Below are 13691 nucleotides of genomic sequence, written 5' to 3'. Positions count from 1 at the left end.
GGACCGATGCCGGGCGGGGGCGTACAGACGCGCCCGGCCATCCTTTCCTGTTACGGCTGGTGTTTCATGCACGCACGTCCCGTCGTTCCCGGCTTGCCGGCGCTGGTGTTGGCTGCCCTGATCGGCACCATGGCGATGATGTCCTTCGTCGCCGTGATCGGCCCGGTGGTCCGCATGCTCGGTTTGTCCGAGTGGCATGCCGGCCTCTCGGTCACCGCCGCCGGTGTGTTGTGGATGCTGGCCGCGCGCCCGTGGGGCCAGCTCAGCGACCGCATCGGCCGCAAGCGCGTGCTGATGCTGGCGATGAGTGCCTACACCGTGGTCTACATCGCGCTGGCGGTGTTTATCGACGTGGCCCTGCAGGCGGTGCCGCCTGTGTTGGTATCGGTGCTGGTGCTGGTCGGTGCGCGTGGCCTGATCGGCCTGTTCTACGCCGCGGTGCCTCCTACCGCTGCCGCACTGATTGCCGACAAGGCACCGACCGGGCAGCGTGCGAAATTCCTCGCTCGCCTGGGCAGCGCCAACGCACTGGGCATGGTGCTTGGCCCGGCCGCCGCTGGCTGGCTGGCCTATACGAATCTGTCGCTGGCGCTGTATGTGGCCGCATTGTTGCCGCTGCTTGCTCTGGCATTGCTGGCGTGGCGGTTGCCGGCCACACCGCCGGTGGAGAGCGCTTCTGCGCAACGCCGCCAGCCGATGAGCCGTCTCGACCCGCGCCTGCGCCTGCCACAGCTGGCGGCGTTCATCGCCATGGTCTCGGTGACCATCGCGCAGGTGACGGTCGGCTTCTTCGCAATCGACCGCCTCGGCCTGGATGCAGCGGCGGGCGCGCGCATGGCCGGCATTGCACTCACAGCGGTTGGCGTCGGCCTGATCCTGGCGCAGGCGCTGGTGATGAAGCTGGAGGTGCATCCACGCCGCTGGATCGTCCTCGGCGCGCTCATTTCCGGCATCGGCTTCGCTTCGGTGGCGGGCGTGCAGCAGGCCTGGCAGTTGCCGGCGGCGTACGCGCTGGCCGCGTTCGGCATGGGTTTCGTATTCCCCTCGTTCCAGGCGCTGGCCGCCGATGCGGTGGAGGCGCACGAGCAGGGCGCCGCGGCCGGCACGGTGGCGGCCGCGCAGGGGCTGGGCATGGTGGCCGGGCCGATGCTCGGCACGCTGTTGTATCGCGGCGGGCCAAGCCTGCCTTACCTGCTGGTCGGCGCGCTGCTGCTGTTGCTGTGCGCGCTGGCCGCAGCGCATCGGATGAAGGAGACCCCATGAACGATTCCCTGATGCAGGGCGCGTGGCCGGAGGCTGCGCCAGCGCCGCAGGAGAACACCGACGACGCGTCGCTGTTCCTGCTGCAGCATGCGGGTCAGCATGTGCATGCGCGCGGTTGCCGCGCCGCGCTGCCGAGTGGCGCGCTGGCAACCCTGGCTGAGCGTGTTGCGGAGTTCTTCGCGCAGCAACGCGGCGGGCCGGGGCTGCTGGTCGGCGCGGTGCCGTTCGAGCCGCGTGCTGACGATGCGTTGTACCAGCCCGAGCGCCTGCTGCCGGCGCTGGCACTGCAACCGCAGGCCGCACCGCCGCTGGACGGCGCCCTGCGGGCCGAGCCTGTGCCACAGGACTATGCGTCAGCGGTTGCCGCGGCGGTGCAGGTCCTGCGTGCGCCCGAGCAGAACCTGCACAAGGTGGTGCTGGCGCGCAGCCTGTTGGCACGCACCCGCCAGACGCTGTCGCCGGACGTGCTGCTGGCACGCCTGGGCGCGGATCCGTCGGTGGCGACCTACGCGGTGCCGTTGCCGGTGGAGCTGGGCCAGGCGCCGGCGTGGCTGGTGGGGGCAACCCCGGAATTGCTGCTGCGCAAGCGCGGTGCCGAACTGCTGTCGCATCCGCTCGCCGGTTCAGCACGCCGCAGCGCCGATGCTGCCGAGGACGAGCGTGCCGCGCAGGCGCTGCTGGCCTCGACCAAGGACCATGACGAGCATCGCCATGTGGTGGACGCCATCGTCGAGGGCCTAGCACCGTACTGCAGCCACATCGATGCACAGCCACGGCCGGTGCTGCATGCCACCGCCAGCATGTGGCACCTGGGCACCCGCATCCATGCCACCCTGAAGGATCCGCAGACGTCTGCCGCCGAACTGCTGGCACAGCTGCACCCCACGCCGGCGGTCTGCGGTACGCCGCGGCTGGCGGCACTGCAGCGCATCCGCGAACTGGAACCGGTGCCGCGCGGTTTCTATGCCGGTGCGGTCGGCTGGCTGGACGCGCAGGGGGACGGCGACTGGTACGTGGCGATCCGCTGCGCACGCCTGCAGGGCACGCAGCTGCGCCTGTATGCCGGTGCCGGCATCGTCGCCGAATCGGAACCCGAGGCCGAGGTGGCCGAAACCGCGGCGAAGTTCGCTGCCCTGTTGAACGCGCTGGGTGTCCATGAATCCGCGCCCGCCATTGAGCCTGCCGCATGAATACCTCCATTGATTCCTCCCGCCTGCCACTGAAGCAGGTATGGCCCGATGCGCTGGCGGCGCGCTATCGCGAGGCCGGTCACTGGCGGGGCGAGACCTTCCCGGCGTTCCTGCGCGAGCGCGCGGAACGCTATGCGGATGACATCGCGGTGGTCGCCGGCGATGTCCGCCTGAGCTACGCGCAGCTGTGGCACGAAGCCGGCCGCATCGGTGCCGGACTGCTGGCACTCGGCCTGCAGCCGGGTGAGCGGGTACTGGTGCAGCTGGGCAATACCGCCGGGTTCATCACCACCGTATGCGGACTGTTTCGTGCGGGCCTGGTGCCGGTATACGCGTTGCCGGCGCATCGCATCACCGAACTGGTGCACTTCGCCAACAAGGCCGAGGCCAGTGCCTACATCACTGCCGACCTGCACGATGGCTTCGATCATCGCGGGCTGGCGCGGGCGCTGCAGGCCGAGGTGCCGGCGCTGCGCCACGTGGTCATCGACGGCGATGCGGCGGAGTTCACCGCGCTGGAGGCGCTGCAGGGCGATCGCAGCGAGCTGCCGGCCGACCCGGATCCGCAGTCGGTGGCGTTCCTGCAGATCTCCGGTGGCAGTACCGGGTTGTCCAAGCTGATTCCGCGTACCCACGACGACTACATCTATTCGTTTCGCGCCAGCAATGACATCTGCGGCATCGACCGCGACAGCGTGTATCTGGTCGCGCTGCCGGCCGCGCACAATTTCCCGATGAGCTCGCCCGGTTTCTTCGGCGCGCTGTATGCAGGCGCCCGTGTAGTGCTCAGCCCCGGCCCCGGCCCGGATGCGGCGTTCCCGTTGATCGCCCGCGAGCGCGTGACCTGCTGTGGCCTGGTGCCGCCGCTGGCGCTGCTGTGGGCGCAGGCGGCGGCAACCACTCCGCACGATCTGTCCAGCCTGCAGGTACTGCAGGTGGGCGGCGCCAAGCTGGTGCCGGAAGCTGCGCGGCGGGTGATCGACGGTCTGGGCTGTACCCTGCAGCAGGTGTTCGGGATGGCCGAAGGCCTGGTCAACTACACCCGCCTGGATGATCCGGAGGAACTGATCGTGGCCTGCCAGGGCCGGCCGATCAGCCCGGACGACGAAGTGCGCGTGGTCGATGACCACGACCAGCCGGTGGCTGAAGGTGAAGTGGGTCATCTGCTGACCCGCGGCCCGTACACCATCCGTGGTTACCACAACGATGCGGTGGCCAACGCGCGCTCCTTCACCGACGATGGGTTCTACCGCACCGGTGACCGCGTGCAGCAGTTGCCCGGCGGCTATCTGGTGGTGCAGGGCCGTGCTGGTGACCACATCAACCGCGCGGGCGAGAAGATCTCCGCCGAGGAGATTGAAGATCACCTGCTGGCCCACCCCGGCGTGTTCGACGCCGCCGTGGTCTCCATTCCTGACGAGTATCTCGGAGAGCGCAGCTGCGCGTTCGTGATCCAGCAGGGGGAGCCGATCAAGGCGCCGGCACTGAAAGCCTGGATGCGTACGCGCGGCCTGGCGGCGTTCAAGGTGCCGGACCAGGTCGTGTTCGTCGACAGTTTCGATACCACCGCGGTCGGCAAGATCAGCCGCCGCGAACTGCGTGCGCAGCTGCGTGCGCGTCATCTGCAACAGACAGGAGGAACGCGCTGATGGCGCTGCCCCGTATCACCAACTATCCCTTGCCGACCGCTGCCGAACTGCCGCAGGCGCGTGGCCCCTGGCGCCCGCAGCGTGATCGTGTCGCACTGCTGGTGCACGACATGCAGCGCTACTTCCTGGCCGCATTCGATGCCGGGAACGCACCGCTGCGGCCGGCGGTGGACAACATCGCGCGCCTGCTGGCGCATTGCCGCGCGCAGGGTATTCCGGTGTTCTACACCGCCCAGCATGGTGACCAGGATCGCCGTGACCGCGGCCTGCAGGCTGACCTGTGGGGGCCGGGCATGCGCCGCAGTGCGGATCATGAGCCGATCATCGAGGCGCTGGCGCCGCAGCCGGGTGAGCATGTGCTGGTGAAGCACCGCTACAGTGCGTTCCAGCGCAGCAACCTGGAGACGCTGATGCGGGTGCGTGGGCGGGACCAGTTGCTGGTGACCGGCGTGTATGCGCATATCGGTTGCACGGCCACCGTGGTTGAAGCTTTCCAGCGCGATATCGAGGCGTTCATCGCAGCCGATGCGGTGGCGGACTTCTCGCGTGCCGATCACGATCAGGCACTGCACTGGATCGCACGCACCTGTGGCGTACCGATGACCACCGATCAGCTGCTGGAGGTGCTGTGATGGCTGCCACGGGTGATGCGCTGGATCTGGAGCGGATGCGTGCCGACGTTGCGCGCGTGCTGGAGTGCACGCCGGCCGAGATCGGTGACGACGACAACCTGATCGACCTGGACCTGGACTCGATGCGCATGCTGGGCCTGGTCCTGGCCTGGGGCAACAACGGGTTGCCGCTGGAGTTCTCGCAGTTGGCCGAGCACACCACGCTGCGCCAGTGGTGGGGTGTGGTGCAGAAGCTGCAGGCCGCGCAGAACGCATGAACGCCGCTGCGCTGGCCACGCCGGTGGCACTGACCGAGGCCCAGTCGGGGCTGTGGTTCGCGCAGCGGCTGGCACCGGACAATCCGTCGTTCAATACCGCGCATGCGGTGTGGATCGAGGGTGCGCTGGACGTGGCCGCGTTCGTCGCCGCGGCAGACCAGGCAGCGGGCGAAGCCCAGGGCTTCGCACTGCGCTTTGCCGAGGGGGCCGACGGCCAGCCGCTGCAGTGGCATGACCCGGCACATGTGCCGCTGCTGTCGGTGCGCGATCTAGCGGGCGAGGTCGACCCGGCATCGGCGGCGCGTGCCCTGATGCAGGCCGACCGGCTCAGCGCGGTCGATCCGACCCGCGACCGCATAAGCCAGCAGGTGTTGTTTGATCTGGGTGGGCAGCGCTGGGTCTGGTATCTGCGTGTGCATCACCTTGCAGCCGATGGCTATGGCATGGCGCTGTTCACTGATCGCGTATGCGCCTTGTATGCCGGTCGTGCGGGTGAGGCACTGCCGGGACTGGCGGGCGTGCTGGCCGATGATGCCGCCTATCGTGCCGACCCGCGTCGCACGCAGGCCGGGCAGTGGTGGCGCGAGCAGATGCAGGGCGCGCCGGCGGGCGCGGGCCTGGCCGGTACGCTCGCGGCCAGTGACGACGCGCTGCGCTGGGTGCAGCCGCTCGATGCTGCATTCCGTGAGCAGCTGCTGCAGGCATCGGTGCGTTGGCTGCAGCCCTGGCCGGATGTGCTGGCCGCGTTGTCGGCCGAGTACCTGCGGCGGATGAGCGCCGCCGATGAAGTGGTGCTGGGCGTGCCCTACATGGGGCGGCTCGGCAACGCGTCGGCGCGGGTGCCGGCGATGGTGATGAACGTGCTGCCGCTGCGCGTGGCGGCCGGCGAGGGCAGCGTCGAGGCCTTTACCCGCGGCCTGGGCCGGCAGCTCAGCCAGGGCCGCAAGCACGGCCGTTACCGCGGTGAGCAGTTGCGCCGGGACCTGGGCCTGGTCGGCGCGCAGCAGCGCCTGCACGGTCCGCTGGTGAATGTGCAGCCGTTCTACAAGCCACTGGCACTGAGCGGCGTGCGGGCGACGCTGGAGGTGCTGTGCACCGGTCCGGTGGATGATCTGACGCTGGGCTTCCGTGGCGATGGCCAGCACCTGCTGGACCTTGAGATCGAGGCCAATCCCGCGTTGTACAGTCGGGACGATGTGGAGGCGCACGCGACCCGGTTGCTGCATTTCGTGTCGGCGGCGCTGGAGGCCGGAGACATCGCGGCGGTGCCGCTGGCCACCGTCGCGGAAGCGCAGCAGGTGGTGCATGGTTTCAATGCCACCGCGCATGCGCTGCCACAGACTACGTTGGTTGAACTGCTGCAGCAGGGCATGGACCGTGATCCGCACGCGCCTGCGCTGGTGTTCGGCGACACCACGCTGGACTACGCAACGCTGGAAGCGCGGAGTTTCGCGCTGGCGGCACAACTGCGTGCGATGGCGGTCGGTCCGGGCAGTGTGGTGGCGGTGGCATTGCCGCGCTCGCTGGAACTGGTGATCGCGCTGGTGGCGGTGCTGCGTGCGGGTGCCGCCTACCTGCCGCTGGACCTTGCCCATCCCGATGAGCGCCTCGCGCGCATTCTCGCCTCGGCGCAGCCGGCGTGCGTACTGGCTGCGGCAGAGGTATCGGCGCGCATGGACGGCGTGCCGGTGCTTGCCCCCGACCAATGGACCGCGCTGAGTTTCGCAGCACCGTGGGCCGATCCGGCGCCCAGCGATGCAGCCTATGTGATCTATACCTCCGGTTCGACCGGCGAGCCGAAGGGCGTCGTCATCGAGCACCGCGCCATCGTCAACCGCCTGCTGTGGATGCGCGAGCACTACGGCATCCGTTCCGATGACCGTGTTCTGCAGAAAACCCCGGCCACGTTCGATGTTTCGGTCTGGGAGTTCTTCCTGCCGCTGCTGTGCGGCGCGACGCTGGTGGTGGCGGGTCCGGACGCGCATCGTGATCCGACCGAGCTGGCACGGCTTGTGCGTGCCCACGACATCACCACCGCACATTTCGTGCCGTCGATGCTCGACGCGTTCCTTGCCGCGCCGGCCTCCGAAGGCCTGCAGCTGCGCCGCGTGTTCACCAGTGGCGAGGCGCTGGACGCATCGCTGCGCGATCGTTTCCATGGGCGCATGCAGGCCGAACTGCACAACCTGTATGGCCCGACCGAAGCGGCCGTGGACGTGAGCTACTGGCCGGCCTCGGCGCAGGACCGCTCACGGCCGGTACCGATCGGCTTCCCGGTCTGGAACACACGCCTGTACGTGCTTGACGCGCGGATGCAGCCGCTGCCGGTGGGTGTGCCGGGCGATCTGTATCTGGGCGGCGTGCAGCTGGCGCGTGGCTATCTCGGCCGCGATGACCTGACCGCCGAACGCTTCCTGGCCGATCCCTTCCTGCCAGGGGAGCGCATCTACCGCACCGGCGACGTGGGGCGTTGGCGGAGCGACGGCGCAGTCGAATACCTGGGCCGCAGCGACCACCAGGTGAAGCTGCGCGGCCTGCGCATCGAGCTGGGCGAGATCGAGGCGGCACTGCGCGAGCTGCCGGGCATGGAGCGGGTGCAAGTGCTGCTGCGCCAGGATGCACCCGGTGATGCCCGGCTGGTGGCCTATGTGCCAGCGGCGCTTGCCGATGCCGTGATGCTGCGCAGCCACCTGGCCACGCGCGTGCCGGACTACATGGTGCCGTCGGTGTTCGTTGGCGTGGATCAGTGGCCGGTGACCGCCAACGGCAAGCTCGACCGCAACGCGTTGCCGAAGCCGCCGCAGAACGAGATTGCCGGACTGGCGCCGCGCACGCCGCTGGAACAGGAGCTGGCGGTGCTGTTTGCCCAGGCACTCGGGCGTGAAGCGCCCGTGGCGGTCGATGCGGACTTCTTCAGCCTCGGCGGCGACTCGCTGTCCGCGGTGCACCTGCTGCTGGCCATCGAACAACGCTGGCGCTGCGACCTCGGCCTTGGTGCCTTGTTCGAACAGCCGACCGTGGCCGCACTGGCGACGCGTATTGAGGAGCCGCCGGTGCTGGCCGACCACGCATTGGGCCCGGTGATCTCGCTGGCTGCGACTGACGCTGATGGGCCCACTCCGTTGTTCGTGCTGCACCCGGCCGGTGGCATCGCCTGGAACTACCGGACGCTGGCGCGCGCCTTGCAGCCGGCACGCCCGGTATATGGCCTGCAGTCGCCCGCGCTGGATCCGAAGCAGCCGTTGCCGTCCAGCATCGAAGCCATGGCCAATGACTATGTGCAGCGGGTGGTCACGTTGCAACCGAAGGGACCGGTGCATCTGCTGGGCTGGTCGGTGGGCGGCATCCTCGCCCAGGCGATGGCGGTGCGTCTGCATGAAATCGGGCGTGAAGTCGGTGAACTGGTGCTGCTCGACGCCTACCCCAGCGAATGCTGGCGGGCTGAGCCGGAACCCGATGCCATCGCCGCATTGCGTGCGCTGCTGGCGATTGCAGGCCATGACCCGGAGGCGCATCCGGAGCTGGACAGCCGTGAACGCATTCTTGGTTTCCTGCGCCGTGGCGGTAGTGCGCTCGGTAGCCTGCCGGATGTAGTGCTCGATGGCGTGGTGCGTGCGGTGACCGGCACCAACCGGTTGATCCGCGAACACATCCACCAACCGTTCGACGGCACGCTGGTGCACGTGCGCGCTGGCCGGGATCATCAGACGCGGCCGCAGCTGCAGTCGGCGTTGTGGCGCACGCACGCGCGCAAGGTGCAGGCGCTGGAACTGCCGTTCCTGCATGCCGAGCTGACCGGCCGCGATGCGGTGGCGCAGCTGGCACCGTGGTTGTCGGCGCGCCTGCGCCACTGGGATGAGCAACAGGAGATCGCAACATGCAGTTGACCGGCTTTGAAGGTCGCGTGGCACTGGTGACCGGCGCCGCCGGCGGCATCGGCGAGGCCCTGGTACGGCTGTTGGCCGAGGCCGGCTGCACGGTGGTGGCAACCGATCGCGAGGCGCCCGTGGTCGCGGATGCACGTGTGCAGGCGTTTGCCCTCGATGTGACCGACAGCCCGGCGGTGGACGCCTTGGTGGATCGTGTGGAAGCCAGCATTGGGCAGATCGGCCTCGCCGCAAGCGTGGCGGGTGTTCTGCATGTGGGAGCTGTTGCGGAGACCACGGATGCCGATTGGCGCCGGGTGTTCGCAGTCAACGCCGATGGCGTGTTCCATGTTGGGCGTGCGCTGGCGCGGGTGATGTCACCACGGCGACAGGGCGCGATCGTCGCCGTCAGTTCGAATGCCGCCGGCGTGCCGCGGCACGGCATGGCCGCCTATGCCGCGTCCAAGGCCGCCGCCACGATGTTCACCCGCTGCCTCGGGCTGGAGCTGGCGCCGCTGGGCATCCGCTGCAATATCGTCGCCCCGGGTTCAACGCTGACCCCGATGCAGACCGGCATGTGGCAGGACGAGCATGGCGCAGAGCGGGTGATTGCCGGCAACCTGGAGACGTACAAGGCCGGCATCCCGCTACGCAAACTGGCCACCCCGGAGGACATCGCGCATTCGGTGATGTTCCTGCTCTCCGAGCAGGCCGGGCACGTGGCGATGAGTGACCTGTACGTCGACGGCGGCGCCACCCTGCGCGGCTGAGCTTTGTAGAGTCGAGCCATGCTCGACTGCCTTGCGGCATGAGTCGAGCATGGCTCGACTCTACAGGGTGTATCGGGTTGATCCGGTAGCGCCGGGCCATGCCCCGCGACGTCTCAGGGCAGGGTCAGGCGGTACACCAGTACGCGGTTGTCGTTGTCGAACGGGCTGTCGCAGGATTGGCCCTGCATGCGGCAGTGGCGGGCGATGAAGTCGTTGTCGTTGCCGATCAGCAACAGCACGTCGTTCGGATGCTGCGGGTCCAGCGCTGGCAGTACGTCCATGGCTTCCCACTTTTCCGAGAGCAGCCCGGCATGCGGGCCGCGCTTGGTGTTCAGGTCAAGGCCGGCACGCGCCAGCTGCGGGCGGTCGAGCAGGTTCAGCAGTTCGTCACTGCGTGCGGGCACGATGCCGTCCTTCAACACGGTGCCCGCCGGGTCGGCCAGCACCGAGGCCGTACCGGACTCATAGTTGCTTCCTGCCAGGTTGCTGGCATCGGCCACATCCACCAGCAGCACCGACTTGTAGACGATCGGGTCATCGCCCTCCTTGCCCAGACCGTTGCCATCGCGGGCCAGCAGCAGGAAGCGGTGGGCATCCAGTGCACGCAGCTCGCTCTGCGCGGCGGTACGGTCCAGCTTGCCCTTGCCGTCGTGTGCATAGGCGGGCAGGGCCATCACGTAATGGCCGATCGGTTGCTGCGGCGTCGGCGAGGCCGTCACGTCGTAGACCAGCACGCGGGTGTTGATGCGCCCGGCCGAGTTGCCTTTTGCGCTGTCCTGCAGCGTCGCGCTCTGAAGGGCCACGAACAGGCGGGTACCGTCGGGGGACAGGCCCATGCCTTCCACGCCCTGGTTGTTGCGGCGCCCAGTCTGCGGCGCCGCCAGCGAACCGAAGGCGGGCTTGCCATCGCGCTGCGGACGGATCGCCGGCGGCGCCACGATCACGCCCTGCAGCTGGCCCTGTGCATCGAAGTAGTAGACGTTGGCGGTGTACTCATCGCCGATGTAGAAGTGGCCATCGGCGGTGAACTGCAGCGACTCCGCATCCAGCGAGACCTTGCCCGCGCCTGCGCCGCTGGCCGGTGAGGGCAGCACCACCTCGCGCTGGGTGATCGTGTACTCACCCGGGTCGGCACCGGTGAACGGCTGCCCCTTGAAATCCTTAAGTACCACGCCCTTGTCGGGCACCATGCTCAGCGTGCCAAGCGCAGGCTTGCCCGGGGTAACGTCGATGCGCAGCTGCATGCGCTCCACGCGACCGGCGTAGTCGTAGAACAGGCCGGCCTCGGGATCATTACGACCGCGGTCGGGCAGGGTCCAGAGCACGCCTTCGTAGCCGCTGGCGGTGCGCTTCCAGGTGCCGGGCTGCACCGCCAGCGACGAAAACGAGCCCAGCGTATCGCCGAGGAAGTCCACCGTGCCCGCGGGCAACCGTCCGGCAGCGACCAGGCCCTTGTCCACATAGGTACGACCGCCCAGCTGCAGGGTGCGCGGTGGTGCACCCGTTGCCTCATGCGGAGCGGAGTATCCGCTGGCGGAGAGGGTGGCCAGCAGCAGGGCGGTCGTGAGCATCAGTGGACTCCGGGCGGAAGATCAGAAGCGAAGGTCGATCGTACCGAACACCTGGCGCGGTGCCGAGGCATGGAACACGTACAGCTTGCCGGCCGGGTCGCTGGGCGCGAACACGCTCGAATCCAGGTTGCTGGCGTAGCGCTTGTTGGTCAGGTTGGTCACGTTGAACGACAGGCGCATGCCCTTGGCGAAGCCGAGCTGGCCGAAGTCGTAGCCGCCGGCCAGGTCGAATACGGTGAAGCCGCCGAAGCCTTGGTCGTTGGTGTAGGTGTAGAAGCGCTCGCCGGTGTACTTGCCACGCAGGCTGGCGAACCAGCCGTTGTCGCGCCAGGTGATCTCGGTGGCCAGCAGCTGCTTGGGCGTATCGGTCTGGATCCTGCCCTTGATCTGCTGCTCGACACCGGCCTGCACGTAGTTGGAGGCGTAGGTCGAACGGTTCAGCGAGGCCGAGGTGTACCAGCTGAAGTGCTCGTTCGGGGTCCACAGCACGGTCAGCTCGGCGCCGCGGCTGTCGACGCCGCCAACGTTGTAGAAGCGGTTGCCGCAGGTCGGGCCGACCGGTTGGCGCGAGTCACAGGGGTTGTACTGCAGCAGGCGGTTGTCGAAGCGCACGCTGTAGGCCGCGATCGAGGCCTGCAGGGTATCGGTGACGAAACGGTAACCGGCTTCGAGCGAGCGCGATTCCTCCGGCTTCAGGTTGCCCTGTGCGTTCCAGGTGGCCTGGCTGACGGCCTGCGGGCCCAGCTTGAAGCCACCCTGGAACATGGCGATGTTCTCGGCGTAGCTGGCGAAGAGCTCGTGGTACTCGGCCAGGCGGAAGTTGGCACCAACGCTGGGCAGGAAATTCTTGCTGGCCTTCAACGAACCGGTGGCGAACTGGTTATTGGAGGTCGGCGAGATCGGCGTCTTCGCGTCGCCCGGCAGTGCCTGTGCATCGGAGGTGGCGTGCGGGCTCTTGGCGCCGAACTCCAGGGTCAGGCGGTCATCGAGCAGGCGCCAGGTGTCCTTCAGGAAGAACTGATGGGTCCTCCAGCGGGTGCGCTGGGCGAACACGCCCACATCGGAGGGCAGGGTGTTCATGCCACTCAGGTCACGCGGGCCGTCCACGGCGGTCTGGTAGCGCTCAGCGCTGCTGGTATTGCGCTCGTACCAGACGCCGCCTTCGATGCGGTGCGAGCCCAGCTCCCAGTCGAACGACAGCGTGCCGCCGTCGCGGTCGATGGTGTAGATGGTGTTGCGGAAGATGATCGGGATCTCCTGCGCGGTGCCTTTGTTCGACCACGCGCCGCTGTTCCAGTTGTGGCCTTCGCCACGGTCATCGTGGTGGTAGGCCAGGGCGCGCAGGCTGAAGCCATCGGCCAGGAAGAAATCGCCGGCCAGGTAGTACAGGTTGTCATCGCGCAGGATCTGCCCGGCGGTGAAGGCACCGTCGGCATCCTTGTCCGGGCCGCTGCTGTCGCACTTCTTCGCATTGAAGCTGGCGGTGTTGCAGTAGGCCTTGGCCACGGCCTTGTTCCAGTCCGGCGCGTAGCCGCCCCAGTCCCAGCCCAGGCCGCGCGACATCTCGTCCTTGGACAGGTAGAAGTAGTCCGCCTGGGTGGTGCGCGAGGTATCGACGAAACCGGTGATCTGGCCGCGGCCAAAGTTCCACACGCCCTTGGCGTTGAACTGCTTGGTGGTGGATTTGTTGTAGGCGGTCTGGTCGTTCCACAGATCGGAGACGGCATTCATGCCGGAAACGTAGCCGGAGAAGCCGTTGTACTCGCCGCTGTCCACGCGCACGAAGGTGCGGCGGTTGGCATCGCTGCCGAAGGTCTGCACCACGCGGCCACCCAACTCCTGCGCTGGGCGGTCGGAGGTGTAGGAAATGGTGCCGCCGAGGTTGCTGGTGGACGGCGTGCCGAGGCTGCCGATGCCCACCGCCAGTTCGGCGCCGGCCATGTTCTCGCTGATCAGCGCACGGTTGATGGTCAGGCCGTTGTAGTTGTTGTACGCACCGTCGCCCAGCGGCACGCCGTCCAGCGTGTAGCCGAGGCGAGTGGAGTTGAAGCCGCGCAGGCTCAGGGTCATCGACTGTTCGTTGGTGCCCAGCGCATCGGCCGACTGCGCGTTGACGCCCGGCAGCAGGTTCAGGGTCTTCTGCAAGCTGGTGCCCGGCGGCAGGATGTCGAGGTTTTCGCGGGTGATGCGCTGCACCTGGCGCGCTTCACCGCTGCCGATCACCGAAACCGCATCGAGGTTGGTGGCGGAGGGCGTGCTGGAGGTCGGGGCAGCATCCTGCGCCCAGGCCGCGGGAGCGAGCGCCAGGGACAGCGCAGCGGCCAACAAAGTCTTCGTCATGTTACGGACACTCGGGCAGGCACGAGCCACCGCACGGGCGCGGAGCTCATGGAGTTCAAAAGGGGAGACAACCGATGCGACCGGTGGCGCTGCACGCGCCGTGGATCAACGTGAAAATGGTGCGCTAGACAGATGACTGTCTGGTGACATGTT

The 13691-nt window shown here is 68.0% G+C and carries 9 protein-coding genes; 7 read left to right on the top strand and 2 right to left on the bottom strand.

Annotated elements, in window-relative coordinates; genetic code table 11:
- Positions 1–66 precede the first annotated feature (66 nt).
- From R1L06_RS07985 to R1L06_RS07955, 7 genes are read left to right on the top strand one after another with little or no spacing between them, the layout of a single operon-like run.
- Positions 67–1263 carry an MFS transporter gene (locus R1L06_RS07985; RefSeq protein WP_032129990.1) on the top strand — a complete coding sequence of 399 codons (1197 nt, stop codon included), beginning with the start codon at positions 67–69 and terminating at the stop codon, positions 1261–1263.
- A complete protein-coding gene (locus R1L06_RS07980; protein WP_317217384.1) occupies positions 1260–2453 on the top strand; it encodes an isochorismate synthase in 1194 nt (397 codons plus the stop codon). The genes R1L06_RS07985 and R1L06_RS07980 overlap by 4 nt, the downstream gene beginning before the upstream one ends.
- On the top strand, positions 2450–4102 hold the full coding sequence (locus R1L06_RS07975) for a (2,3-dihydroxybenzoyl)adenylate synthase (protein ID WP_317217383.1): 1653 nt from the start codon (positions 2450–2452) through the stop codon (positions 4100–4102). The genes R1L06_RS07980 and R1L06_RS07975 overlap by 4 nt, the downstream gene beginning before the upstream one ends.
- Positions 4102–4734, top strand: a complete 633-nt coding sequence (locus tag R1L06_RS07970; RefSeq protein WP_317217382.1) for an isochorismatase family protein — start codon at positions 4102–4104, stop codon at positions 4732–4734. Before R1L06_RS07975 ends, R1L06_RS07970 begins: the two co-directional genes overlap by 1 nt.
- Entirely contained in the window at positions 4734–4991 is a 258-nt protein-coding gene (locus R1L06_RS07965; protein WP_317217381.1) for a phosphopantetheine-binding protein, read from the top strand. The genes R1L06_RS07970 and R1L06_RS07965 overlap by 1 nt, the downstream gene beginning before the upstream one ends.
- Positions 4988–8878, top strand: a complete 3891-nt coding sequence (locus R1L06_RS07960) for an enterobactin synthase subunit F (protein ID WP_317217380.1) — start codon at positions 4988–4990, stop codon at positions 8876–8878. The genes R1L06_RS07965 and R1L06_RS07960 overlap by 4 nt, the downstream gene beginning before the upstream one ends.
- Positions 8869–9627, top strand: a complete 759-nt coding sequence (locus R1L06_RS07955; RefSeq protein WP_317217379.1) for a 2,3-dihydro-2,3-dihydroxybenzoate dehydrogenase — start codon at positions 8869–8871, stop codon at positions 9625–9627. The genes R1L06_RS07960 and R1L06_RS07955 overlap by 10 nt, the downstream gene beginning before the upstream one ends.
- 113 nt (positions 9628–9740) lie before the next feature.
- Here the strand turns inward: R1L06_RS07955 and R1L06_RS07950 are convergent, their stop codons facing one another.
- Together R1L06_RS07950 and R1L06_RS07945 are read right to left on the bottom strand one after the other, a co-directional pair.
- Positions 9741–11198, bottom strand: coding sequence for an esterase-like activity of phytase family protein (locus R1L06_RS07950; protein ID WP_317217377.1), 1458 nt, complete (start codon positions 11196–11198; stop codon positions 9741–9743).
- Between the two features lie 21 nt (positions 11199–11219).
- Complete coding sequence (locus R1L06_RS07945; protein ID WP_317217376.1) at positions 11220–13538, bottom strand: TonB-dependent receptor; 2319 nt, start codon at positions 13536–13538, stop codon at positions 11220–11222.
- Between the last annotated feature and the right edge of the window lie 153 nt (positions 13539–13691).

Origin of the sequence: Stenotrophomonas mexicanensis (assembly GCF_032911605.1) — a bacterium.
GTDB lineage: Bacteria > Pseudomonadota > Gammaproteobacteria > Xanthomonadales > Xanthomonadaceae > Stenotrophomonas > Stenotrophomonas maltophilia_A.
Note: the sequence above shows the minus strand (reverse complement) of the source record. Positions and strands in the feature narration are given on the sequence as shown.

Bases quoted from the DNA above. Each gene is read 5' to 3' on its own strand.
- R1L06_RS07985 (WP_032129990.1), top strand. From the start codon at position 67: ATGCACGCACGTCCCGTCGTTCCCGGCTTGCCGGCGCTGGTGTTGGCT.
- R1L06_RS07980 (WP_317217384.1), top strand. From the start codon at position 1,260: ATGAACGATTCCCTGATGCAGGGCGCGTGGCCGGAGGCTGCGCCAGCG.
- R1L06_RS07975 (WP_317217383.1), top strand. From the start codon at position 2,450: ATGAATACCTCCATTGATTCCTCCCGCCTGCCACTGAAGCAGGTATGG.
- R1L06_RS07970 (WP_317217382.1), top strand. From the start codon at position 4,102: ATGGCGCTGCCCCGTATCACCAACTATCCCTTGCCGACCGCTGCCGAA.
- R1L06_RS07965 (WP_317217381.1), top strand. From the start codon at position 4,734: ATGGCTGCCACGGGTGATGCGCTGGATCTGGAGCGGATGCGTGCCGAC.
- R1L06_RS07960 (WP_317217380.1), top strand. From the start codon at position 4,988: ATGAACGCCGCTGCGCTGGCCACGCCGGTGGCACTGACCGAGGCCCAG.
- R1L06_RS07955 (WP_317217379.1), top strand. From the start codon at position 8,869: ATGCAGTTGACCGGCTTTGAAGGTCGCGTGGCACTGGTGACCGGCGCC.
- R1L06_RS07950 (WP_317217377.1), bottom strand. From the start codon at position 11,198: ATGCTCACGACCGCCCTGCTGCTGGCCACCCTCTCCGCCAGCGGATAC.
- R1L06_RS07945 (WP_317217376.1), bottom strand. From the start codon at position 13,538: ATGACGAAGACTTTGTTGGCCGCTGCGCTGTCCCTGGCGCTCGCTCCC.